Origin of the sequence: Okeania sp. SIO2B3 (assembly GCF_010672525.1) — a bacterium.
Classification (GTDB): Bacteria; Cyanobacteriota; Cyanobacteriia; order Cyanobacteriales; family Microcoleaceae; genus Okeania.
On sequence record NZ_JAAHGH010000051.1, the window covers coordinates 1 to 23,309 of the forward strand.

The following is a 23,309-nucleotide window of genomic DNA, read 5'->3' on the forward strand; positions in this document are numbered from 1 at the left end:
TAATTAAACTTATTTGTTCTGATAAAAAGTTGAGGGCGATCGCTATCTCTATCTCTATCTTTCCACTCAGTAAATAATTCCTTTTCTGGATTATTCTGATGACTGTAATTTATGAGAAATTCGATTAATTTTTTGGCTCGTTTGAGAGGTTCCTCACCCCAGTTACCTGTTCTTGCCATAGATTTTATTTGATTAGGGTTTACCGATCTAATCTAAAAGCATTGACATATAAAGGTTGAGCGCATTTTTTAGTTAAAAAAAGTCCAAGCTTTTAGGTTGTAATAGTTCAAAAAATTAGCATTTTAGGCGCATAGTTGCGCAGGATAATACCTTGATTATTCTTCCTCCTACCTCCTCTATAATTCCCCGTTCCTCCTGTCTCCTGTCTCCTGTCTCCTGTCTCCTGTCTCCTACCCTTACCCATAAGACTTTTTCAGCAAACCCTAATTAGAATTATTTGAAGTTTGGGTCAGAGCTATTTTATTGTAGTAAAACGCATCGGGGGTATGAGAATATCGAGCTACCAAGAACTACCAAAGAGTTAATTCAACTCTTCTAATTGTAGTCTCTCCCCACAGTCCCCACACTTTCCACACTTTGCAAACCCAAGTGGTTATAAATAATAAAAAAGTCCTGATACTAATTCACTTTCAAGATGTCACAAACAGTTTCAAACTTTAAAAGTGAAATAATTTCCTGAAATTACCGAATAATTAAGGTAAAAATCCTCTCCTTTAAAGGAGAAACAAGAAAAAATTTTCCTTTTATTCAATCCTATCCGTTTTAGGGAGAGGTCATTATCAATTATCCATTATCAATTATCAATTATTGAATGTATATTCAAGATTTTGTAGCTCTATAAAATCCTACTTTTGACTTTTGACTTTTAACTTCCGTGAAACGGTATGATACCAATTCCCATGCATTAGTGCTATACTTGGCTGAAACTTCAGTTATCAAGTAATTAATACAGGTTTAATAACTTATTTCCTAATTATTAGCTAGTTAATGCTAATTATTCTGGTGTTTGTCTCTCCCCCACTCCCGCACTCCCTTACTCCCCTACTTAAGAAAGTATAGAAAAGTTTTTGAGAAACTGTATGAATTTGGGTGGTTTGGGGTAGGTACAAACTAACCCAAACTGAAATTCCTAATCATTTTAAGTAATTGAAAAAAAGGTTTGGGTTACTCCCAAGCTATCCTCAAGCTGAATACTTTATTGTCAGAGATTTATAGGTAAATTATTGCATCCCTTGCCTTGGGGTAGTATCTACCTTTTATGGTAGAGATGTAACTTCAATAAAGAACAAAAATGAATAATACCAATTCTCAGAAACGTTTACCTAAACCTTATGTAAAGCAGAACAAAAAAATAAAACTCAAATAACTGCTTCTATTATTTTAGAAATAATTGAAGTAGGAGCAGTACTTATCACCTTATCTACAGTCACTTTATCTTTAACACTTCTACTTACTCCTTTAGCTATGTTTTGCATATTCTACAAGTACAGAATTTTTGAATTAATTAATTAAGTAATAAGAGTCGAGAGTCATCTCTTAAGATGGTAAGCATAATGCTTACCTAAGAGGACTTAGAGGATATCTGAAAAGTTGTTTAATACTGAATTTTGCCCCCCTAGCCCCCCAATTCTGGGGGGAACAAGAATCCATTAACTGGTAAAAGTCCCCCAAAATTGGGGGATGCGCGGGGGCTTTGCAATTCTTCAATTATTCTTATTTCTATTCAACTTATCAAGCTTTTGTAGAAAATAACTTTCTCGATATCCCCCTAATTGTCTCGATAATTCTAAACCTCTTTGAAAAGATGAAATTGCCAAACCAAAAGCTTTTAATTGTGCATAAACTTGACCCATACGGTCATAAATTTCCATCATTCCATAAACATTAACAAACTGTTGATCCATCAATAATTGAACTTTATATATTTCAATTGCTGCCTCCTTTTCATCCTGAGAAAGATAGAGCGCTGCCAACTTTTCCAAAGCATCACTAGCACTTATAAACCTTTGAATTGATTGAGCAATATCATAAGCTTCTTGATAGTATTGACTGGCAAGACTAAGTTTTCCAAGTTCCTCATAATCTTCAGCAATAGATATTTTTATATCCGGAACTTCTGTGATAATTTGTTGACCTTCGTAAAAATTGACCAATCTTTCTTTAGCTGTAATTGCTTGTAAAGGTTTTCCCGCTTGATTATAAATGAAAGCTAATTTTTCGATAGTATCTACTTTTTCAAAATTAGTAGTTAAAGAAGGATCTATTGTTTCTTCATTAGTAGATGTTTCTAACTCACTCTGCTGCTGAACCTCCAATAATTCTTCATAGGCGATCGCTGCATTATCATAATCTAGCCAATTCAAGTATATTTCCCCCATAGCTGTCAAAGCTTGTTTCAGAGTAGCAACATCCTCTTGCTCCCTAGCTTCAGCAATAACTTGTTGATAAACTTGAACTGCTGGATCTTTTGCTCTAACAGTATTAAATGCAGAACCTAATGCTTGCAACAATTCTATATTCACAGGTTCTTGCTCTTGAATCTCTGGTTGTAAGGTTTCCAGTCGTTTTGTAATCCACTGCACTTGTAATTTTTGACTATTATTCCATGCTATTTCTGCCACTCGTTCCAAAGCAGCTAACTCTTCTGCTTGACCAAGATAACGTCGCAAACGAAGTTCTCTATTCCAGGTATCAAAAGCTTTAGTTGTTTCTCCCCCCGCAAATAATGCTGCTGCTTCAGCGTTAAGTCGGTCGAGTTCTTGAGAAAGTTCTTCTCGTTTGTCCCCGGTAACAGTTCCTGTCGTAGGAGGTTCTGGCAAAAGTGGGTCTGGTTCGGTGCTTTCTAAAGGATTAGGGGAAAATTGATTGGGAGGTTCTAATTCTTGTTCTGCATCTGTTTGACGTTGAGAGATAATATTTACAGCATTTTTTCTGAGAGTATATTCGGAAAATTCAGGAGTTTTTGCTAAACAATAGCTTGAAAAGTAGAGGTAAAAACAACTGCTAGTGAGAACTAAGTTTTGAATTTTGAACATTTTAATTAGATGGTTAACTTTGATAATAATTTTATGTTAGGTGTTAGGTGTTAAGGTCTTATATCATGTCCGGATAATTAGTGATAAAAAAACTTTCTCCTTTTCCTCCTCTTCTTCTTGCTTCTTTCTTGCCTCCTGACTTCTGACTCCTGACTCCTCAGTCGTTTATTTATCAGTATTCTACCGGACATATATATGACATAATATTAGGTTTTATGTGAGGCTGAACATAATTATTAAAGTACTTTTTAGGAAGCGTGAGGTACAGTGTTAAAATTAATCTTTTTTTCCCTACTCCCTACTCCCTACTCCCTAAAGTCCTAAAATTTTGTACCTCATCAACTCCAAAACTGCTGTAAATTTGGTGTTGCTGATTTGAGGTATGAAATTCAACTTTGAGTAAATTTTAAGCTAAAACAATAGTGCAAATTATACCTATTTAGTCACCGAAAAACTCCTTTCTACCTACTAACTCCTGACTCCTGTGAAATCATACATTTATTCAACAACGCCCCTATTTAAAATAATAAATTAAGTTATCAATCATTCTCATCCTCAAAAGCTCTCGAAAAAATTGCCAGGGAAATAGTTGCATTCAAACAAAAATTCTGATATTTTGAAGATTATAAGATGTATAATCGGTAGCCTGACCATATGCATGATTTTTTATTCAACAAAAATAAAAATAGAAGCTGATTCGCCTCTTCCCATCTTCCCAATAATATGACGAAAAAATTAGCTGAATCGCCGAGAAGCCTCACACCATAATATGCAGATTTGGTGACCAGATGAATCGGCGACAAATTGAATAGGTTCGATGCCCATTCAATTTGCATGCTATCCCAGCAGAAGCTTTCGCCCTAGTTGAAAAACTTGTATTATTATATTGCTATAACCCCGGAAATTTTCCACCATGCGCACTGCCTACCAATATAAATTAAGGCCCAACTCAGATCAAATAGCCACCATAGAATTGTGGTTGGAATTGTTGCGTCGGCAGTACAACTATAGATTAGGTGAGCGGTTCTCATGGTGGTCAGAAAACCTTTGTCCAGTTAACGCTTGCCCCTTAGTGATGCCAATTCCTCCACTAAGAGATAATCCAGATTATTACTCTCAAAAACGAGATTTGGTCAATACCAAAGACAAGTTTTCTGAGTACAAGCTGATTCATTCTCAGGTCCTGCAAGATTGCATAAAACGGGTAAAACTTGCCTTTGATAGATGGTTTAAAGCAGACAAAAATGGACAGAAATTAGGGAAACCAAGGTTCAAGGGAATTGGACGTTATCGCAGTTTTACTTATCCTCAAATCAAACTTGACTGCATAGAAGAAAATCAAATTAATTTGCCCAAAATAGGAAAGGTAAAGTTAATTCAGCATCGTCCAATACCAGAAGGGTTAACAATTAAAACTGTAACTATTAGTCGTAAAGCTGATGGTTATTATGTGACTTTATCCCTAGAAGACAAATCAGTTCCAGCTTTGACTACTATTGTTGAACCTACATTAGAAAATACTCTGGGAATTGATATGGGGCTGAAGGAATTCTTAGTAACAAGTGAAGGAGAATCTGTCCCCATACCTCAATACTATCGCTCTTCTCAGAAGCGATTAAAGACTCTACAAAAACGTTTATCTCGAAAGAAAAAAGGAAGTAAAAGGTGGTTAAAGGTTGTCAAAGCTGTAGCGAAACAACATAAAAAGGTTGCGGATAAACGTAAAGATTTTCATTTCAAAACAGCCGATGAATTGTTATCAAAAGCAGAAGTTATCGCCCATGAAAACTTAAACATTAAAGGACTAGCAAAGACCCGTTTGAGTAAATCAATCAACGATGCTGGATGGGGTCAATTCCTGTCTATTTTGACTGTCAAAGCTGAAAATACTGGACAGAAAACTATAGCAGTGAACCCCAAAAATACTAGCCAAGATTGCTCAAATTGTGGAAAAAAAGTTGATAAAGAATTATCTCAAAGAACCCATTCTTGTCCGCACTGCGGCATAGCAATAGACCGCGACTTGAATGCAGCGATAAATATCAAAAATAGGGCGGTAGGGCATTCCGTCCTTAAAGCTCGTGGATCCCGACGGAATACCGGGGCTGCGAACCGAGAAGCCCACACTATAGCGCCAGCTTAGTGTGGGAGTATGTCACGTTTCAAGCATCTCTATTACAGGAAGTACTGATAACTGATAACTGGTAACTGAAATGACCATCACCCTCAAACTATTCGCAGCTTACCAAGAAGCCTATGGAGTCTCCGAACTCCAACTTACCCTTTCCCCAGGAACTACCGCCTCCCAACTTTTAGAACAGATCGTCACCCAACATCCTGAATTAGAGCAGTGGCGAAAAGTCACCAAATTTGGCATTAACTTCAACTTTGCCCCACCCGAAACCATCCTTCAAGACGGCGATGAAGTAGTCCTAATTCCTCCAGTTAGTGGGGGAGTAGGGGATTCAACTAATTAATAATTAATAATTAATAATTAATAATTACTAGACAGTGCAAAGTTCTTGGAATAACTATTGCTAGCTAAGGCTTTCAGGGATTTCAAGGTGAGAAAATCTCAATTCACTAATATAGGTTCTGTAAGCCTTTTCCAGTAATACTTTCAGCCTTGAAAGTAAATTGTTTTTCAGAAGAACTTTGTACTCTCCAGTAATAATTAGGGTTTGCTGAATAAATCTCAAAGCATTTACAGATAAAGGTTTTAGCCTTTTTAGGTCTGTAATACCTTGGTTTTCAGCTCCAATCGCTCAAAAAGGAGCGCATTTTGGGATCATAGTTGGCCAGAAAATCAAGGGAAGATTCATCAATACCATTACGGTTGCAGGACTGCCAATCATTTTAGATTTTAGATATTTTTTTTAGAAAATATAATTTCTTTGGTATATAGTATTAAACCACTTACCTCTAGAAGCCTTTTCACTATAAAATGCTACATTTATTAAAATAAATCCAATATAGCAAAAAAAATAAGAAAGAAGAAAGAAGGAAGAAGAAAAAGTATTACGTTGTCTGAGTTTTAAGCTCTCGATCTGTCTCCGCCTTTTGCTCCCATTGCTATAACATTATTCACATTTAATACTAAATTAAATAGAAAAAATATGACAGAATAAAAACAAATTTATTCTGAAAGTTAGTAATATAGCGTTTTTCAGTAAAAGTGAAGTACACCTATTTTTATTTGTCTTCTGTTCCCTTTTCCCTAAAACCAACCAATTTTGTACCTCACCAGCATGGAAATTGCTATATTAACAACTAAAATATTAATCAATATTGGCTTAAAAACTATAACAAATTCAAACTAAATACTTATAAAAGCAACTAATTTTTAGTTTAATTATAATAAATAAGCCCTTGATAATACTCCTCAAATAGCCACATTCAAAATAACTACTAAATCAACAACATTACCTGCCAAAACAGAAAATATATCTGTTGCAGTTAATAATGAAAAATAGAAAAAAAAATAATCCAGACTATTTTTGTCGGGTATAGTTGACGGTGATTTTTACCCATGCTACTATTTCAAAAAGTGCAGAACAATTCTTAGTTAGTTAGAAGTAGGGAGTAAAGAATATGACCCAGGCCACAAATATCGATAGTCAAATCCACAGTCAAAATACAGCAATAGAAACACTCAAGTGCAAAGAATGTGGTGAAGAATACCCACTAGAAGCCAAACATATATGCGAAGATGTATGCTTTGGCCCCCTAGAAGTAAAGTATGACTATGAAAAAATCCGTCAAACAGTGAGCCGGGCAACAATCGAAGCTGGTCCTAACTCTATATGGCGTTATCGTCAGTTCCTACCAGTAACAACAGATAACGTAATAGACGTAGGAACAGGTATGACTCCCCTACTAAAATCAGAACGTTTAGCCCGTCGCCTGGGTCTAAAAAATCTCTACATCAAAAATGACGCTGTAAATATGCCTACCCTCAGCTTCAAAGATAGGGTAGTATCAGTGGCCCTCAGTAGAGCTAGAGAATTAGGTTTCTCCACAGTATCCTGTGCCAGTACAGGCAACCTAGCAAACTCCACCGCAGCGATCGCAGCCAAAGCAGGATTAGAGTGTTGTGTATTTATCCCCTCCGACCTAGAAGCAGGCAAAATTCTCGGCACCCTAATTTACAATCCAACAGTTATGGCAGTCAAAGGTAACTACGACCAAGTAAACCGCCTCTGTTGCGAAGTTGCCAATACCTACGGTTGGGGATTTGTCAATATTAACCTCCGTCCCTACTACTCAGAAGGTTCAAAAACTTTAGGCTTTGAAGTCGCCGAACAACTAGGATGGCAACTACCAGACCATATCGTTGCTCCCATCGCCTCCGGTTCCCTCTACACTAAAATTTATAAAGGGTTCCAAGAATTTGTCAAAGTAGGCTTAGTAGAAGATAAAGCAGTTCGTTTTAGTGGAGCGCAAGCTGAAGGTTGTTCCCCAGTAGCTCAAGCATTCAGAGAAGGTCGTGATTTTATCACCCCAGTTAAACCTAATACTATTGCCAAATCAATCGCGATCGGCAACCCCGCAGATGGTATCTACGCATTAGAAGTAGCTCGCAAAACAAACGGTAATATCGAATCTGTCACCGATACTGAAGTTATTGAAGGTATGAAGTTATTGGCAGAAACAGAAGGCATCTTCACAGAAACAGCAGGTGGTACAACCATTGCAGTGTTGAAAAAATTAGCAGAAGCAGGCAAAATCGATCCTGAAGAAACTACAGTTGCCTACATTACAGGTAATGGCTTAAAGACACAAGAAGCAGTACAAGGTTATATCGGCGAACCTCTAACAATAGATGCAAAGTTAGACAGTTTCGAGCGAGCTTGGGAACGCGCACAAACATTAGAGCGTCTTGATTGGGAGCAAGTTTTGGTTTAACCAACTTCACCTCAAAAATGCCTACATACACCTATGAAAAACCGGCATTGCTGAGGGGCGGGATGAATATAAGTGGGGTGGATATCCTGCCAAGGAGTGAAAATATCAGGAACGGGCAAGATGCCCATTCCACAAAACTATTAAAATCATCCCGCATTTATGCAACGGCGGAAAAATAATTTTTTTCTTAAAGATAGACAGTTTTTCTTAGTTCAGTATTAAGATGAAAATTTGCAAATAGCAAATAAAGTATTATCAATATAATCTAGATTAATCAATTATGGCAGTTACAGTTTTAATTCCTACCCCACTGCAAAAATTTACTGAAAATAAAACAAAAGATAAAGCAAAAGTTGAAATTGAATGTGGCGGTGGTAATATCTCAGAATTAATAGATTCTCTAGAAACAGACTATCCCGGAATCAAAAAAAGTCTCTGTGATGACCAAGGGGAACCCCGAAGATTTTTAAATTTTTATGTCAACAGTGAAGATATCCGGTTTTTAGAGGGAACAAAAACATCTCTACAAGATGGAGATGAAGTGAGCATTGTTCCTGCTGTTGCTGGTGGTTAATATCAAATCCGTTTAATTGGACATAAAAAAAATCTCCAATCGTCATAACTACGCTCATCTTTGTAATTCTCTCTCCTCTCTGACTCCTGTAGGGGCGATTTCCGTTCCGGAATGCTCCTAATTACGCTAAACACCTACGACTCCTGACTCCTCCTGACTTAACCATTCTATGGCTGTTTAACCGGATTTGATATTAATAGCGATCGTTAAAGTAGCGATACGGCTGATGCTACGCTCTGCGATCGCATCCACAAAAAAATCTCTCAAATTCAGCCTCTAGATTGTTTTTTACATTTACCTAAAGAATCTAGAAGATTTACACCGTCTAGCAATAATGCTTGATTTGATTTAAACTTAGTTCAGGCTGTGAGATAATATTTCTAATTATAGAAATAACTTGGAGATTTAATATGGTGCAAGGTAATATATGGATTCCAATTGCAGTCGTTGTAGTAGGCTTTGTTGCTGCTGTTACTATCGGTTCAATTGCTTGGTATAATTCTAAGCGTCCTCCTGGTTGGGAAGATGCACAACGTCCTGACTATGTTCCTAAAGTTAGTGACGATAAAGATAGCTAGAAGCACAAAAATTTACCGAAAAATTTGGTTTAAAGCCTCGCCCTTGTAGGGCGACTTTTTATCTTAGCATGCAAGTGAATTGAATATATGATAAAGTGTTATTAGTTGCCCGGAGAAACTCGGAAACTCGTGCGCGGACGTGGAGGGAAGCGTAACCCAACCCCATCTCCTCCCGGGAGGGGAGCAAGAGGGGGTGGGTGCAGCACTCTTTGTTAGCGGACCTATGCATCATCAAAGCGTCAACCCGCCGAGGAACTAAGGTTCGGTTTTGTTTCTCTGTGCCTTTAGGTTAGAGAGGATGTCAATGAAGATTAGAAGCTACTGTGACTTAACTACACAGAGGCATTAACTTTCTGTGTAGGTTTCTGATGTTTTTTAAAGCACGACAAATCCTGAACCAGTTATTTAGTGTCAACTTCTGGCACGTTTGCTGGATATATATAATATTGGTAGGTATATTTTAGTGACGTTCTCCTACATCATAATCTTTGATTTGATGTAGGCTTCCCAACCTTACAGATAGGGCTTTCTGTTTTGCTGGCGCAACGCTGCGCGTTACATGTCGCGGAGCGAAACACAGGGAGCGCAACCACTTAACCCTCTAAAGACACCAGACGATGAGACCCACCGCCTTTTTGTACTAAACAATTCTGTACTCCAGAAAGTTCCCTTAAGAGTTTTACCTTTTCACCGAAAAATGGGGTTTGAAGCCTCGCCCTTCTAGGGCGACTTTTAAATTGGTTTTTCTTCAACAACTATGTTATCATATTGTTAGTTTAAAGTCATACTATGAAAGCTAGATTTAAGTACCGTATATATCCAACACCGGGACAAAAATACCGATTAGCAAAGCTATTTGGTTGTGTCCGTGTAGTCTAGAATGATAGTCTAGCTTGCTGTCAAGAAAAATACAAATTAGGAGAGAAGAAACCTGCTAACTCTGAACTACAAAAACAGTTTATTACTCAAGCTAAAAAGGCGGAGGATAGAGAATGGTTATCAGAGGTTTCAGTTGTACCATTACAGCAATCATTGAATGATTTAAACCAAGCTTATCAAAACTTTTTCAGTTCTACAAAAGGCCAGAGAAAAGGCCAAGCCATAAAACCTCCCAAATTTAAAACCAGGAAATCAAAACAGACTGCCAGGTTTACCTTGAGAGGGTTTAAAGTACACCAAGATAAAGTTTATTTAGCTAAGATTGGAAAGCTGAAAGTAGCCTGCTATGCGAAAACTACCCAGTGAGCCTAGCTCAGTAACAGTTATTAAAGATTCAGCTAATAGATACTTTCTTAGTTTTGTCGTAGAAAGACAACCAGAAACTTTACCAAAAACTGATAATTCTGTAGGCATAGATTTAGGTATTAAAACCTTTGCAACATTCAGCAATGGTACAAAGATTGATGCACCAAAACCGTTGAAAAAACGGATTAAGAAGTTAAGAAAGTTAAGTAAGTCATTATCTAATAAAACCAAAGGGTCTAAAAGGTATGAAAAAGCACGGGCTAGAGTTGCTAAGTTTCATGGTAAATTAAAAGATACAAGGACAGATTTTCTACATAAATTATCTACTAAAATAATTCGTGAAAACCAAACAGTTGTTTTAGAGGATTTGAATGTTTCTGGCATGGTAAAAAACCGCAAATTATCCAGAGCTATATCTGATTTAGGTTGGCGACAATTTAGAACTTTCTTAGAAGGAAAAGCAGAAAAGTATGGTCGTGATTTGAGAGTAATTAGTCGTTGGGAGGCGACGACTCAAAAATGTTCATGTTGTGGTTTTCGTGGAGGCAAATTAGACCTTCAAGTGCGAGAATGGGAATGCCTTAATTGTGGTGCCAAACACGACAGAGACGAGAATGCAGCAATAAATATATTAGTCGCGGGCGGGCAGTCCGAGACATTAAACGGACGTGGAGGCAAGCATAAGACTAGCGCATCTGGTAGCAGCAGCCTGTGTTAGCGGAGCTTTGCGCCAGCAAAACGTCAACCCACCGAAGAGCTACGGTTCAGTAAGAATCTCCGCGCCTTCAGGCCGGAGAGGATGTCAACGGTTGAGGACGAACTTCTGAATTGAACTCCATACTCGCTATTTGTTTTCATAGTTTTCTCAGGTGCGTACTACCGCTACTCCTGATACAATCAAAATAACACAAAAAAGCACACAATGCAAGAAATAAGTGGACGCTGCGCGGTTTATTTGTTGGTCGGCAATTCCCCTCCCGTTAACATTTGTATAAAGGGAGACCACTTGCCGACATCAAAGTTGGCGATTGAGATTTAAAAGACACTGACTATAGAACAATATTCTAGAAAGATTAACAACTATTTATTCTTCATCCCACTAGGAAACTGGTTAATCTTAGCTATACCATAGAATGTAATATCATCTCTTCCTACCCGTAGTCGATCTACTCTTAATTGAGTATTTTCTAAGGCAAATTTATCTAGGTCTAGTAAATTATTTACATGGTCTATTAGAGATTTACCTAAATCTACTGACTCTTGATTACCATCATATTTAACATTGACAAATTTGATTTTACGTCTATCTTCCACTTCAACGTTAGCAGTTAAATCAACTTCTATAGGTTGATTTGGATTTCCTACACCGATTTGAGTTTTAAGTCTGAGGGCTCGATCTTCAGTGATAATCATTTGAGTATTTTGGAAGTGTAGGGGTTGTCCCTGATATTTGAGCCTTTGGAGTTTCTCTACCACAAATGGTGTATTGAAAGAAGTGGTCAAGTCAGACTCAGTTAATACAGTCCTCATAGTGGCCTGGATCGGCTGCCTTAATTTGACCTTACCAGTAAAAATTGCACTAAAGTCTATTGAGACAGCTTGCAGGTAAAGCTCCATAACTTCAATCCGAAGGCCATTGTACATCCGCATTCCTTTGCCAATGAAATCAAACCCATCCAGACTACCCTGTAAAAGTTTGGCCACTGGCTCGGCACGGACATTGGCTTCGACTTTATCAGAGCTTTTAAACAGAGCTGCTATTGCTGCTCCTGCTGCCTTGCTCACTAGGCGATCGCCACTTTGATTTTGCATTGGTACATTGGTAAACAACGCAGTCACCATAATTTTTCAATGTTTGCCTTCATTGATATCCTAACAGTTTGATAAAGAATTGTAAAGTTTACTTGTACTTATGTACTTAATAAGCATTACTTTGCATCTACTTATCAATTTCAGAGAAGACATAGCCTAGTGCCGCTACGCGGAAGTTAAAAGTCAAAAGTCATGCATCGAGTGCGTAATTCTGAGGGGACCTCAGAATGTAAGACGCACTCAAGACAGTCAATCATTTTTGATTTGTAATTGTTTTAGGATTTTGTAACTGGTCAGTTATTTCCGTCATCCTGCACTAGGCAAATTTTTTAGCAATTAATTGACTGAATCAAGGGGTGTACCTTGCAGACAAGCATCCGTGAGTATAGCTCCATTGAAGTCAGCGCGATCGACAATAGCACAGAGCAAATTAGCCCGTTGTAAATTTGTGCCCCGGAGTATGGCCCCAGTAAAATTAGCTTCTTCTAAATCTGCTTGGGATAAATCTGCACCAGCTAAATTAGCACTACTAAATTCTGCTTGAAATAGAATAGTTCTAGTGAAGTTCACACCTCGTAGGTCCGCCCCACGAAAATCAGCCCCACTCAAGTCCAAATTATTCAATACAGCCCCATTTAAGAAAGCACCTGCAAAGCTAGCTCCTCTAACTTGGGCATCCATAAAAATAGCACCCCGTAGATCAGCATTACGAAAGTCTGCCTCTCTCAAATCTGCACCAGTGAAGTCAGCTCCACGCAGGTTAGCTCTCAGAGTAGCTTTCTGTAGATTAGCCCCAACAAAATTAACTCCAACCAAGTTTGCTTGGTAGAAGTCTGCTTCTGAAAGCTGGGTTCCTGCTAAATCTACACCAGGGAGATGAGCGCTTGCTAAAAGTTTAATTTTGCCAACTCGAATGGCCGAAATATCTAGGGACATTGATTGATTCATATCTATTTAGGTGTTAGGTGTTAGGTGTTAGGTGTTAGGTCTTATACCAATTCCTAAAATTAATGCTACACTTAGGTAGCACTTCAATCATTAAGTAATTAACACAGGTAGAATGATTTTTTTGTTAATTTGAGTCAAGTTAATGTTAATTATTCTGATGTTTACTTCCCCTCCACGGTCGGGGTTAGGGGTGGGTTCACTCCCCCCTCCTGGGAGAGGTTAGGGGTGGGTCTCCTACTCAAGAAAATGTAGAAAAGTTTTTGAGGAATGGTATTAAGTGTTATACCAAGGGTGAAAAAAGAATACTTTTGTGAGTAGAAACTTCAATTATTAAGTAATTAACACAGGCACAATGACATTTTTGATAATTAGCACACCAGTAGCGTATTAATTATTCTGATGTTTACTACTCCCCCACTCCCCTACTCAAGAAATAGAAAAACTCCTACATCCACAGTTAAGAAAAGATCGAATATTCTTAAGGATATTAATTTACAGATGTCTTTGATGTAACTACTTCCTCTAACCAAACGTTGGGCAGTTGAGTTGGTCTTTGAGGTAATTGCATCAGACCCATTTCAGTTAATCGAATGACGTTGCTGAGAGATTCTACAAGAATAGGCTCAAAATATGTGCCACTGTGATTGATACATTTTTCTAAAGCTTCTCCCAAACTAAGAGCTATTCGTTTACCTCGTGCTTGTATTAGCTCTTGAAAGTAAGAAATTAACCCCAAAATTCGAGATTCTATAGGTATTTCCTCTTCTCTGAGACCATCTGGTTTACCGCTACCATCCCAATATTCTAAATGATGAGCCACAATTTTAGTTACAGGTGCTAACTCTGGCATTGCTGTTAATAATTGAGATCCAAGTACGCTCCTTTCCTGCCAAAAAGTTAAAGTTGCATCATCTAATTCATCTGGTGTTTGAGTAAATACTTCGTTTGGTGCTGATGCTAACCCCACTCGAAACAATAATCCTGCTAACCGCAAACGTCGCAACTGCAAAGTAGGTAAATCTAACATTTGACCAAGAGTTTCAGATAAAGCTGCTACTTGCAAAGAGGCAATAGGGTTAGTCCGATCGCGTTCATCTACTTTCTGCGCCATTCGTAAAAAGGCTTGCAATTTATTAGCATTTAGGTTGCGACTAACTCGTAATGCTTGACCTTCCAACTCCCAAAGCTCCCTGGTTTGACGATTCATCGCAATCATCTGCTGTTGGGAAGTTTGCAGATAAGAAACTATTCGAGATACCACGTTAGTCATATCTGTAGGTGGTACATCTTTGATAGTTATAATTTCTTGATGTTGTTTTTGAATGGTGTCTGCTAAGGCAGGATCATAGGGGCGACATCTTTCTATGAGAATTTCTGCGGCTTTAGCTACTAAAGTTTTATCAAAAGTCCATAAACCGTAAAATTTTCTTTCTACATCTACAGTGGGTTGACCATTGAGTACATATTCATCTTCTGATAGTTCGTGGCAAAGTACCATAGCTCTGTAACTTGGAGCTAGGATAATTAGATTCCATTCATTAACTAAACTATCCGTGGTTTCTAAATTAACTAAAGAGACATTTTCTAGCTGACTTGTAGGATGTTTGGATAACCCACTATCTAGTACTGCACTAATAACAATGTGACGGCTAGATTGTGCTATTTCTTGATAACGATCTGCTTCTTGTAAATACCATTTCCCTTTTTGAAATGTTACCAAAACTAATGGTTTTTCTTCGGCATTTTTAGTGTTAGTTTGTAATATGTGGTCTTCTAAAGCATGGCATAAAGCTACCAATGTATTTTTGAAATAAACTCCATAACTAGAGGGAAGTTTTCCTTCCGGACTAGCTTCTTTAAGTTGATTTAAAGTTGCTTCTAGATTCATTTTATTAAATGATGATTATTTTATATATTTGTATTTTATCTTTTAGGCACCTTGATTATTAAAGCAATCGCTTCTTTTATTTATACATACTATGATGATTTTGTCAAGCATTATCGGGTTTTTATGGGTCTAAAAAAGTGGTAAAATATATCCGAATATAATAGAGGTATACAACTATGACAGTTTATCAAGACAGGGAAGCATTTATTCCTTATTCTAGAAAAGATATCATAGAACTTTGTATTCAAGATGGTAAGTTACCAGAAAGCTCTTTACAAAAGTTTAGAGATTTTTGTTCTATTCTCCTGGCTTATTATCATTTTAAATTACATAAAACACTGGAGATATTAAAGGAAAATTATGCTCCATTTAATCCAGATGCTAATACTAAATATATTGGTTATCACTCTGAATCAGAACTAGCAATGATGAAAACTAAAGTTGTTCAGAGTTTTGAGAAAATTCTAGAGCAAGGAAATTTTTTTCCCATATCTCGGGCTAGTTTAGAACGTGCTTTTCAGGAAACTTCACTAATTGAACTGAAGACAGATATCAATTTTGATGACTTTGAAGAGATAATATGTTACTGTCGAGGAGATATATATAAGACAATAAAAGTTAAGAAATTTTTTTTCCGCAAAATTGAAAAGAAAATTGATATTTTTGAAAGGGTTGCTTTATTAATTAAGTGCCAAAATACAGAGGATACTGATAGTTCGGAAGATGATGGGGAAGAATCTCATCTGAGTTCTAAAAAAATCTATATTTCTCTCTATAAAAATATTCCTAAAAATGATATAGAATTTCTATTTCCTAACGTAAAAGTTAGTATGACTTTGAAAGACCGTCTAATGTTAGTAGTACCTGCTATTGGTGCAGCAGTACCTATTGCTCTGAAAATTGTACCGCAACTTTTACTAATTATTGGTGTAATTGTTTTTTTAGCTTTTGGTCCGTCTTATGTAGAAAAATTAAACTTGAGAGCTAATCCGGAAGATGTGAGGAATATGACAGGAGTTTTATTAGCTTCATCATCTCTATTTATAACTTTAGGAGGATTTTGTTTCAAGCAGTATAGTAAATACAAAACTAAACAGATTAAGTTTCAAAAACAGGTAACAGACACTTTATTTTTCAAGAATATTGCTAATAATGCAGGTGTATTTCAAACTTTAATTGATGATGCAGAAGAAGAAGAATGTAAGGAAATTATTTTAGTTTACTATCACTTATTGACAAGCAATACATATCTAACTCCAGAACAATTGGATAACAAAATTGAAGCCTGGATGGAGCAAAAATTTGATACAAAAATTGACTTTGATATCAAAGGACCATTGAATAATCTCGCAAAAATTCAGGGCAAAATTGTCAGAGATGATGAAGATGAGGATGAGATTTCAGATATACCATTATTAACCTATGATGAAAATGGTTGTTGTCGAGTATTACCCTTAGATGATGCAAAACAATTAATAGATTATATCTGGGATAATGCGTTTCATTATGCTTAAGGAAGTAAGTTTAATAATTAATAATTAATAATTAATAATTATAGCGCTGCGCGCAGGCAATAGGCAACAGGGAGAATAAAAAACTTATAATATAAGACTTTTAGCTATTGGACACCTCGTGCAATTTGTACATAAGCCAGCAGATATTGCTATAACTGAATTAGTAGTCTCTCATTTTTATATAGAGGTAATTTATGGAAGCTGGTTTAGTAGGTTTAGCAGGTTGGGGATTATCAAAAATTGCCGACTCTTTGTGGGATGATGCCTGGAAAAAAGCGGGCGATAGCCTAACTCAATCCCTGAATAAAAAAGATATAGAAAAGGCAATTGAAGCTGGAGAAAAAGCTGTGAAGGAATGGGAAAATAAACTCCCATCTCAACAACTTTTATTCTATTCGGCTAAACGGGATGGTTGGAATGGAGTTAACAAATTTCTGAGTCAATATTTTGAACATTCTGCTGTTTTGACGGAATTACAAAAACCATTAATTGATCTAGGCAAGCCAGATGTTGATATTTTAATTACGGTATTTCAACAGGAAGCTGAAGCCAAAAAGATTCAATTAAATCAACAAAGTTTACAGCAATGGTTATTGATTTTTATTAATGCTTATTTTCAGCATACTAATACTTATATTCAATTTCAGGTTGCTAAACAAAATTATTTTGAACAGTTAGCAAATTGGTTTGATGATGTTAAATTTGCTGGTATTTCTGTACCTGGGCAAGAGGTAGATAAGTCTGAGAAGTTAGCCTATATTTTTGTTATGCCTGATGTGGTTGAAGATGTTTCAAAAAGTGCTGGTTTTGAACGAGATTTTTTATTAGCTGGAACTGGGGAAAAATTGGAGAGGGAGTTGTTTGTAAATACTACTGGCAGAAAATTTTTAGCCTCGGAATTGTTAACTCAAAGTCAGTCACGGAAATTTGTAATATTAGGTGCGCCTGGTTCGGGAAAAACAACTTTGATGAGTTATTTTGCTGTGATGTTGGCTCAGTCGATCTCCCCAAGCTCCCTTGGTAAGGAGTCGATCCCCCCAACCCCCCTTGGTAAGGGGGGCTATAGTTCTGGAAATTCTGTGGCTCAAAACAGCGATCGCTACACTGAATCTTCTGAGTCGATCCCCCCAACACCCCTTGGTAAGGGGGGCTATAGTTCTGGAAATTCTCTAGGTGAGATGGGCGATCGCTCCAATGAATCTTCTTCCCCCCTTTCTAAGGGGGGCCAGGGGGGATCTAAAACTCAATGTGCAACAATACTAGGCTTAGATCCAAACACGGACTGGCTCCCAATTTTAATTAGAATACGAGACTTAGCACGACATCCTGACAAAAGCATTCTCGAATATGCTCGTATATTTGCTGAGAAAACTATGGCAGTCAAAACTTTACCAATAGGATTTTTTGAACATTGGTTAGAGGATGGCAGAGCGTTAATATTGTTGGATGGTTTGGATGAAGTGGCAGAAGAGGGCAAACGTTATGATGTAGTCAGACGCATTGAGAATTTTTTAGGACAGTTTGACAGAAATAGGGCAATTATTACATCTCGTCCTGCTGGTTATCGACGTGACTTTTTCCGCACTGAGGAATTTCCCCACTATCAAATGCAGTCGTTTGATGATGAGAAGATTTCGGCGTTTATCAATAATTGGTATGACAGTCGGTTTCAGGATAAGGCGGAGGCTGAAAGGAGGAAGGAAAGTTTACGAAAGGCGTTGGATGATAATGACAGGATTAAGTTGTTGGCACGGAATCCTTTGTTGTTGACAATTATTGCTTTGATTCATCGGTATCAGGCGGTTTTGCCCAAAAAACGGTTTGAGCTTTATGATGCTGCGGTGAAGACGTTGTTAACTTCTTGGGATGCTAATAAAGAAATCAGTAATCATGGGGTGTTTAAATATTTAGATTTAGACGATCTACGCAGGTTGATGGAATTATTGGCATATTGGGTGCATACTCAGGGAAATGTTGGGGATAATCAGGGTGGTACGTTGATAGATAGGGATGAGTTGACCGAGCAGTTGAGTCGAGAGATTAAGCAGTTGAAGCAGGTGCAGTTGTATCAGGCAAAGGAAGAGGCAGAAAGATTTGTGAAATTAATTCGGGAGCGCACTGGTTTGTTGAATGAACAGGGGCAAGATTGTTATGGGTTTGTGCATAAGACTTTTCAGGAATATTTGTGTGCTGAGGAGATTAATTATCAGTTGGAGAATGAGCTTGATTTTGGGATTATTTTAAATGCTATTCGAGAACATTTACATGATGCTCACTGGCGAGAGGTTTTATTGTTGTTGATAGCGCAACAAAAGCCAAAAAATGTTGCTAAGGCAATTCGAGCAGTTTTGAATAATGGTAGTGAGTATGAGGAGTGGTTACATCGGGATTTGTTTTTTGCTGGAAATTGTTTGGCGGAAGATCCGAAGGGGTTGCGGAGTGTTGATGGTGAGTTGGTGCAAGAGATTTTGGAGAGGTTGGTTGAGTTGGAGGTGAGTAGTAAGGAGTTGGTTGGTTGGAAGGTGCGCGGGCAGGTTTATCAAATTTTTTGTAGTTTGTATGAAACTGATTTTGAGGCGGAAGTTTTGGAGATGTTGAAAAAGCGGGCAGATTTGATTGATGAGAAAAGGTTGCTGAAATATCGAGCAGAGTTTGGGGAAAACGATAAGGTAATTCAAACATTGATTGCAAAACTAAAAGAAGAGTCTTCTAGTATCCGTAGGAAAGCAGTTGAAGCTTTGGGAGATTTGGGCAATACTTCTGAGGCTGTAGTTAATCCTCTAATATCTCTGCTTCAGGGTAAGGATTCTGATCTAAGTTGGGAGGCGACCCTAGCATTGGGTTATTTAGCCAGTACTTCAAAAAAAGTAGTCACTATCTTACTAAAACTACTTGAAGATGAAAATTCCCATGTATGTGGGATGGCAGCTTTTGCCTTGGGATTATCAGGCAGCAATATTTCAGGAGCTGTAGTTACCACTCTGCCTACTCTGATTCAAGATAGAGTAATCAGCACAATACTACCTCTGCTTGAAGATGAAAATTCTCATGTACGTTGGAGGGCAGCTTTTGCCTTAGGTTATTTGGGTAACAGATCAGAAACGGTTGCTAGTTCTCTGCTGAAACTACTTCAAGATAGTGATTTCAACGTATGTGGATGGGCTGCCTATGCCTTAGGCAATTTGGGCAATAATTCAAAAATAATCATTAGTGCCATGCTCGAACTACTTCAGGGTAACGATTCTCGTGTGCGCTCAGAAGCTGCCTATGCCTTGGGCAATTTGGGCAACAGTTCCGAGACTGTAATCAACGCTCTACTACCACTACTTCAGGACAAGGATTATACTGTGCGAGAGAAAGTAGCCAAAACTTTAAGCATATTAGGTAATAAATCAGAAACAATAGTCAATGCCCTACTACCATCACTTCATAATGAGGATTCTTATGTTCGTTTAATGGCAGCCGAAGCCTTGAGTAAGTTGGGCAACTATTCAGAAATAGTGGTTAGCACCCTGCTAGATTTACTTGAGGATGAGACTCGTCCTTCTGTCCGTAAGAATGCAGCCGATGCTTTGGGCAAATTAGGCAAAAAATCCAACAATATCCTCCCCACCATCATTGAATGGATTCAACAACATCAAGATTCAGAATATGTCGGCAGAGGTATTGATGTGCTGTGGGATTTAGTTGTAGGCAAGGAAAATTGAGGTCATGGGGTGTTAATCATTGTAGCCTCCTGCCCCTTACTGAAAGCTAAAACAGGGGGTAATTACCACCCTCTAGATATTTTTTTGTAAATATTTTCAAAAAATATTTTTACTGATTTCCATTAGACATCTCCAAAAATCAAAAATAAAACCAATTCAGTTTTTTTTTCAATAAGTATGTTATGGTAAATTTTAATAGTTAAAAACTCAGATTATGAAGGCTAGATTTAAGTATCGTATGTATCCAACACCAGGGCAAAAATACCGGTTAGCAAAGCTATTTGGCTGTGTCCGTGTTGTTTGGAATGATAGCCTAGCTTGCTGCCAAGAAAATTACAAATCAGGAGAAAAGAAACCAACTAATTCTGAACTACAAAAGCTTTTTATTACTCAAGCTAAAAACACTGAAGACAGAGAATGGTTATCAGAAGTTTCAGTTGTACCATTACAGCAATCATTAAATGATTTAAACCAAGCTTATCAAAATTTATTTACTTCAACTAAAGGCCAAAGAAAAGGTAGACCTGTTAAACCTCCAAAGTTCAAAACTAGGAAGTCAAAACAAACCGCTAGGTTTACCCTGAGAGGGTTTAAAGTATATCAAGAAAAAGTTTATTTGGCTAAGATTGGAAAGTTAAAAGTGGTCTGGTCAAGGCCATTGCCAAATCCACCTTCTTCAGTAACAGTAATTAAAGACTCAGCTAACAGATATTTCTTAAGTTTTGTAGTAGAAATACAACCAGAAACTTTACCAAAAACTGATAGTTCAGTAGGTATAGATTTAGGAATTAAAACTTTTGCTACATTCAGTAATGGTCAAAAAATTGATGCACCAAAACCATTGAAGAAAAGAATTAATAACTGTCGTAAGTTAAGCAAGTCTTTATCTAAAAAAACTAGGGGGTCTAAACGATATGAAAAAGCACGGATTAGGGTTGCTAAATTTCAGGCTAAATTAAAAGATACTAGGACAGATTTTCTGCATAAATTATCTACTAAAATAATTCGTGAAAACCAAACAGTTGTTTTAGAGGATTTGAATGTTTCTGGCATGGTAAGAAACCGCAAATTATCCAGAGCTATATCCGATTTAGGTTGGCGACAATTTAGAACTTTCTTAGAAGGAAAAGCTGAGAAATACGGTCGTGATTTTAGAGTAATTAGTCGTTGGGAACCTACTTCTCAAACTTGCTCTAGCTGTGGTTTCAAAGGTGGGAAGTTAGACCTTCAGGTGCGAGAGTGGGAGTGTCTCAACTGTGGTGCAAAACACGATAGAGACGAGAATGCAGCAATAAATATATTAGTCGCCGGAGGACATTCGGAGACAAAAAACGGACGTGGAGGTAAGCGTAAGACTAACGTCAAGGTAGCAGCACCCTACGTTAGCGACAGCTATGCGAAGCAAAACGTCAACCCGCCGAAGAGCTACGGCTCAGTAGGAATCCCCGCGTCTTTAGGCCGGGGAGGATGTCAAAAACCTTATAGCGAAAAAGATTCACTGATTTGACTAAATTTGAGCAGATTTATAATTAGTTTGATCGCTCTATTCCTTATTCAATTATTCCAAGCAATTCGACAAATCCTCCAAACTGCTAAAACTTAAAATTGCTCTTCCCAGGTATTCTAACTTTTCCATCGATAATTGTTGAATGTTCTCTCGGAAAATTTTCACTAATTTATCCTGAAAATTTTCTCTCCAGTTGACCTAATATTAATCTTTGCATCCCAATTTCTAACCCCTCTAGCTAATATAATTTCACCTGTACAGTCTTCTAAAAATATTTCTCGCTTATGTACTTCCTCCGCCACTATATCTGTTGACTTTTCTTCCGCACCAAAACTGCAGCATCAACCGCCGACAAACCAGAAACATCTACTTTATGAATACTAACTCCTCTTTTTTCCAAATCATAAGTATAGGTTTTGTCGTAATAGTGGAGTATTAAATCTGAAGCTGCTGCCAAATTTCCTTCCCTCAGAAAATTAATTGCTTGTTGTGCCCGCGCACCTCCTAAACGCCTCCTAATACGTTCAGTTGCAGCAATCAAATCATTAATATCCCCCTCTCCATAAATTTTCACCAAAAATTCCACTCTTTCCTGACGACTGCGACTTATCTCAATAACTTTCGCCCTTTCCATTTGCTCAAAAATTTCCTGGGGAATACGACACATTCCAATACGCTTACTCTCCGCTTCAACCCATAAAAGTTGACTCCTGTCAAATTTTGCCCATTCCATGGCGATCGCATTCCAAAATTTTTCGTTAGTAGGTTGAGGTAACTGCCCCAAAGCACCGAAACTACTACCCCGATGGTTAGCAAGAGCTTCCAAGTCTAATACTTGTTCTCCCATAGAACCCAGAGCAGACAATATCTCAGTTTTACCACTGCCAGTCATTCCCCCCAGAATAATCATTTTTTGGGGAACTGAAAATAGAGAAAGCGCCCAACGTCGAAACCCTTTGTAACCGCCAATAAGTAGAGCAACATTAAATCCTGCGGTTTCTAGTAACCAACCAACTGAAGCGCTACGCATTCCACCTCGCCAACAGTGAATTCTAACTTGACGGTCTGGAGCTAATACTTTAGCACGGGCAACAAAATCAGCTAATTTCGGACCGACGATCGCTAACCCTAATTCGACTGCTTCATCTTTACCTTTTTGTTTATAGCAAGTTCCCACCAAGGCACGTTCATCATTATTAAATAGAGGAAAATTAACAGCTCCAGGAATATGACCTTGAGCATATTCGCCGGGACTACGAACATCGAGAATGATTCCTGGTGTTTGGAAAAATACGTCAGGTTTTAGGGATTTTGCCATTAGTTAAAGACGGAAGACAGAAGTAGGAAGGAAAAAAATTTGGATATTACATTTTATCATGTTTATGTGTAGGGTATTTGTGGAATTCCTAGATTTTTTGGCGTTGCTGATTCTGGGTATGATGCAAGCCCCCCTAGCCCCCCAATGCGCGGGGGGAATAAAACTCTAAAAGTCCCCCTTTATTAATCCCTCTCCCGTCCCCCTTAGAAAAGGGGAAGCCAGAGGATGCTGCGCTTTTTGTTGAATGGGGGATGCGC

General features: G+C 37.7%; 16 protein-coding genes. 10 read left to right on the plus strand and 6 right to left on the minus strand.

Annotated elements, in window-relative coordinates:
• Positions 1-1,724: 1,724 nt before the first annotated feature.
• On the minus strand, positions 1,725-3,056 hold the full coding sequence (locus F6K15_RS24540; protein WP_293065592.1) for a lipopolysaccharide assembly protein LapB: 1,332 nt from the start codon (positions 3,054-3,056) through the stop codon (positions 1,725-1,727).
• A 913-nt stretch (positions 3,057-3,969) separates the two neighbouring features.
• On the opposite strand from F6K15_RS24540, the gene F6K15_RS24545 reads away from it, so the two are divergent.
• From F6K15_RS24545 to F6K15_RS38575, 7 genes are all read left to right on the plus strand, one after another.
• Positions 3,970-5,199 (plus strand): transposase, encoded by a 1,230-nt coding sequence (locus F6K15_RS24545; protein WP_293065595.1) that lies wholly within the window; start codon positions 3,970-3,972, stop codon positions 5,197-5,199.
• Between the two features lie 70 nt (positions 5,200-5,269).
• Positions 5,270-5,533 carry a MoaD/ThiS family protein gene (locus tag F6K15_RS24550; protein ID WP_293065598.1) on the plus strand — a complete coding sequence of 88 codons (264 nt, stop codon included), beginning with the start codon at positions 5,270-5,272 and terminating at the stop codon, positions 5,531-5,533.
• Between the two features lie 1,114 nt (positions 5,534-6,647).
• Entirely contained in the window at positions 6,648-7,961 is a 1,314-nt protein-coding gene (gene thrC, locus F6K15_RS24555; RefSeq protein WP_293065600.1) for a threonine synthase, read from the plus strand.
• A 280-nt stretch (positions 7,962-8,241) separates the two neighbouring features.
• Complete coding sequence (locus tag F6K15_RS24560) at positions 8,242-8,535, plus strand: MoaD/ThiS family protein (protein WP_293065602.1); 294 nt, start codon at positions 8,242-8,244, stop codon at positions 8,533-8,535.
• A gap of 410 nt (positions 8,536-8,945) precedes the next feature.
• On the plus strand, positions 8,946-9,113 hold the full coding sequence (gene psb35 / locus F6K15_RS24565) for a photosystem II assembly protein Psb35 (protein ID WP_293065605.1): 168 nt from the start codon (positions 8,946-8,948) through the stop codon (positions 9,111-9,113).
• Between the two features lie 789 nt (positions 9,114-9,902).
• Positions 9,903-9,992, plus strand: coding sequence for a helix-turn-helix domain-containing protein (locus F6K15_RS38570; RefSeq protein ID WP_287286994.1), 90 nt, complete (start codon positions 9,903-9,905; stop codon positions 9,990-9,992).
• Between the two features lie 346 nt (positions 9,993-10,338).
• Positions 10,339-11,076: an RNA-guided endonuclease TnpB family protein gene (locus tag F6K15_RS38575; protein WP_363268626.1), complete on the plus strand. Its 738-nt coding sequence runs from the start codon at positions 10,339-10,341 to the stop codon at positions 11,074-11,076.
• 362 nt (positions 11,077-11,438) lie between these two features.
• On the opposite strand, the gene F6K15_RS24575 is transcribed toward F6K15_RS38575, so the two are convergent.
• The 3 genes from F6K15_RS24575 to F6K15_RS24585 all read right to left on the minus strand — a co-directional run bounded on the left by F6K15_RS24575 (position 11,439) and on the right by F6K15_RS24585 (position 15,006).
• Positions 11,439-12,200 carry a DUF2993 domain-containing protein gene (locus tag F6K15_RS24575; protein WP_293065609.1) on the minus strand — a complete coding sequence of 254 codons (762 nt, stop codon included), beginning with the start codon at positions 12,198-12,200 and terminating at the stop codon, positions 11,439-11,441.
• Between the two features lie 306 nt (positions 12,201-12,506).
• Positions 12,507-13,118: a pentapeptide repeat-containing protein gene (locus F6K15_RS24580; RefSeq protein WP_293065612.1), complete on the minus strand. Its 612-nt coding sequence runs from the start codon at positions 13,116-13,118 to the stop codon at positions 12,507-12,509.
• A 487-nt stretch (positions 13,119-13,605) separates the two neighbouring features.
• Positions 13,606-15,006, minus strand: coding sequence for a DICT sensory domain-containing protein (locus tag F6K15_RS24585; RefSeq protein WP_293065615.1), 1,401 nt, complete (start codon positions 15,004-15,006; stop codon positions 13,606-13,608).
• A 176-nt stretch (positions 15,007-15,182) separates the two neighbouring features.
• On the opposite strand from F6K15_RS24585, the gene F6K15_RS24590 reads away from it, so the two are divergent.
• The 3 genes from F6K15_RS24590 (at position 15,183) to F6K15_RS24600 (ending at position 21,734) form a co-directional block, all read left to right on the plus strand.
• The gene (locus F6K15_RS24590) at positions 15,183-16,520 is read left to right on the plus strand and encodes a TMEM143 family protein (protein WP_293065617.1); all 1,338 of its coding nucleotides are present in this window, start codon (positions 15,183-15,185) and stop codon (positions 16,518-16,520) included.
• Positions 16,521-16,714: 194 nt separating this feature from the next.
• Entirely contained in the window at positions 16,715-20,227 is a 3,513-nt protein-coding gene (locus tag F6K15_RS24595) for a HEAT repeat domain-containing protein (protein ID WP_293065620.1), read from the plus strand.
• A gap of 214 nt (positions 20,228-20,441) precedes the next feature.
• A complete protein-coding gene (locus F6K15_RS24600) occupies positions 20,442-21,734 on the plus strand; it encodes an RNA-guided endonuclease TnpB family protein (protein WP_293065623.1) in 1,293 nt (430 codons plus the stop codon).
• A gap of 51 nt (positions 21,735-21,785) precedes the next feature.
• Here F6K15_RS24600 and F6K15_RS38580 read toward each other — a convergent pair whose 3' ends face one another.
• Together F6K15_RS38580 and mnmH are read right to left on the minus strand one after the other, a co-directional pair.
• Positions 21,786-21,899 (minus strand): DUF4351 domain-containing protein, encoded by a 114-nt coding sequence (locus F6K15_RS38580; RefSeq protein ID WP_363268630.1) that lies wholly within the window; start codon positions 21,897-21,899, stop codon positions 21,786-21,788.
• Positions 21,900-22,035: 136 nt separating this feature from the next.
• Positions 22,036-23,052 (minus strand): tRNA 2-selenouridine(34) synthase MnmH, encoded by a 1,017-nt coding sequence (mnmH, locus tag F6K15_RS24605; RefSeq protein WP_293065626.1) that lies wholly within the window; start codon positions 23,050-23,052, stop codon positions 22,036-22,038.
• Positions 23,053-23,309 lie beyond the last annotated feature (257 nt).

Bases quoted from the DNA above. Each gene is read 5' to 3' on its own strand.
- F6K15_RS24540 (WP_293065592.1), bottom strand. From the start codon at position 3,056: ATGTTCAAAATTCAAAACTTAGTTCTCACTAGCAGTTGTTTTTACCTC.
- F6K15_RS24545 (WP_293065595.1), top strand. From the start codon at position 3,970: ATGCGCACTGCCTACCAATATAAATTAAGGCCCAACTCAGATCAAATA.
- F6K15_RS24550 (WP_293065598.1), top strand. From the start codon at position 5,270: ATGACCATCACCCTCAAACTATTCGCAGCTTACCAAGAAGCCTATGGA.
- thrC (WP_293065600.1), top strand. From the start codon at position 6,648: ATGACCCAGGCCACAAATATCGATAGTCAAATCCACAGTCAAAATACA.
- F6K15_RS24560 (WP_293065602.1), top strand. From the start codon at position 8,242: ATGGCAGTTACAGTTTTAATTCCTACCCCACTGCAAAAATTTACTGAA.
- psb35 (WP_293065605.1), top strand. From the start codon at position 8,946: ATGGTGCAAGGTAATATATGGATTCCAATTGCAGTCGTTGTAGTAGGC.
- F6K15_RS38570 (WP_287286994.1), top strand. From the start codon at position 9,903: ATGAAAGCTAGATTTAAGTACCGTATATATCCAACACCGGGACAAAAA.
- F6K15_RS38575 (WP_363268626.1), top strand. From the start codon at position 10,339: ATGCGAAAACTACCCAGTGAGCCTAGCTCAGTAACAGTTATTAAAGAT.
- F6K15_RS24575 (WP_293065609.1), bottom strand. From the start codon at position 12,200: ATGGTGACTGCGTTGTTTACCAATGTACCAATGCAAAATCAAAGTGGC.
- F6K15_RS24580 (WP_293065612.1), bottom strand. From the start codon at position 13,118: ATGAATCAATCAATGTCCCTAGATATTTCGGCCATTCGAGTTGGCAAA.
- F6K15_RS24585 (WP_293065615.1), bottom strand. From the start codon at position 15,006: ATGAATCTAGAAGCAACTTTAAATCAACTTAAAGAAGCTAGTCCGGAA.
- F6K15_RS24590 (WP_293065617.1), top strand. From the start codon at position 15,183: ATGACAGTTTATCAAGACAGGGAAGCATTTATTCCTTATTCTAGAAAA.
- F6K15_RS24595 (WP_293065620.1), top strand. From the start codon at position 16,715: ATGGAAGCTGGTTTAGTAGGTTTAGCAGGTTGGGGATTATCAAAAATT.
- F6K15_RS24600 (WP_293065623.1), top strand. From the start codon at position 20,442: ATGAAGGCTAGATTTAAGTATCGTATGTATCCAACACCAGGGCAAAAA.
- mnmH (WP_293065626.1), bottom strand. From the start codon at position 23,052: ATGGCAAAATCCCTAAAACCTGACGTATTTTTCCAAACACCAGGAATC.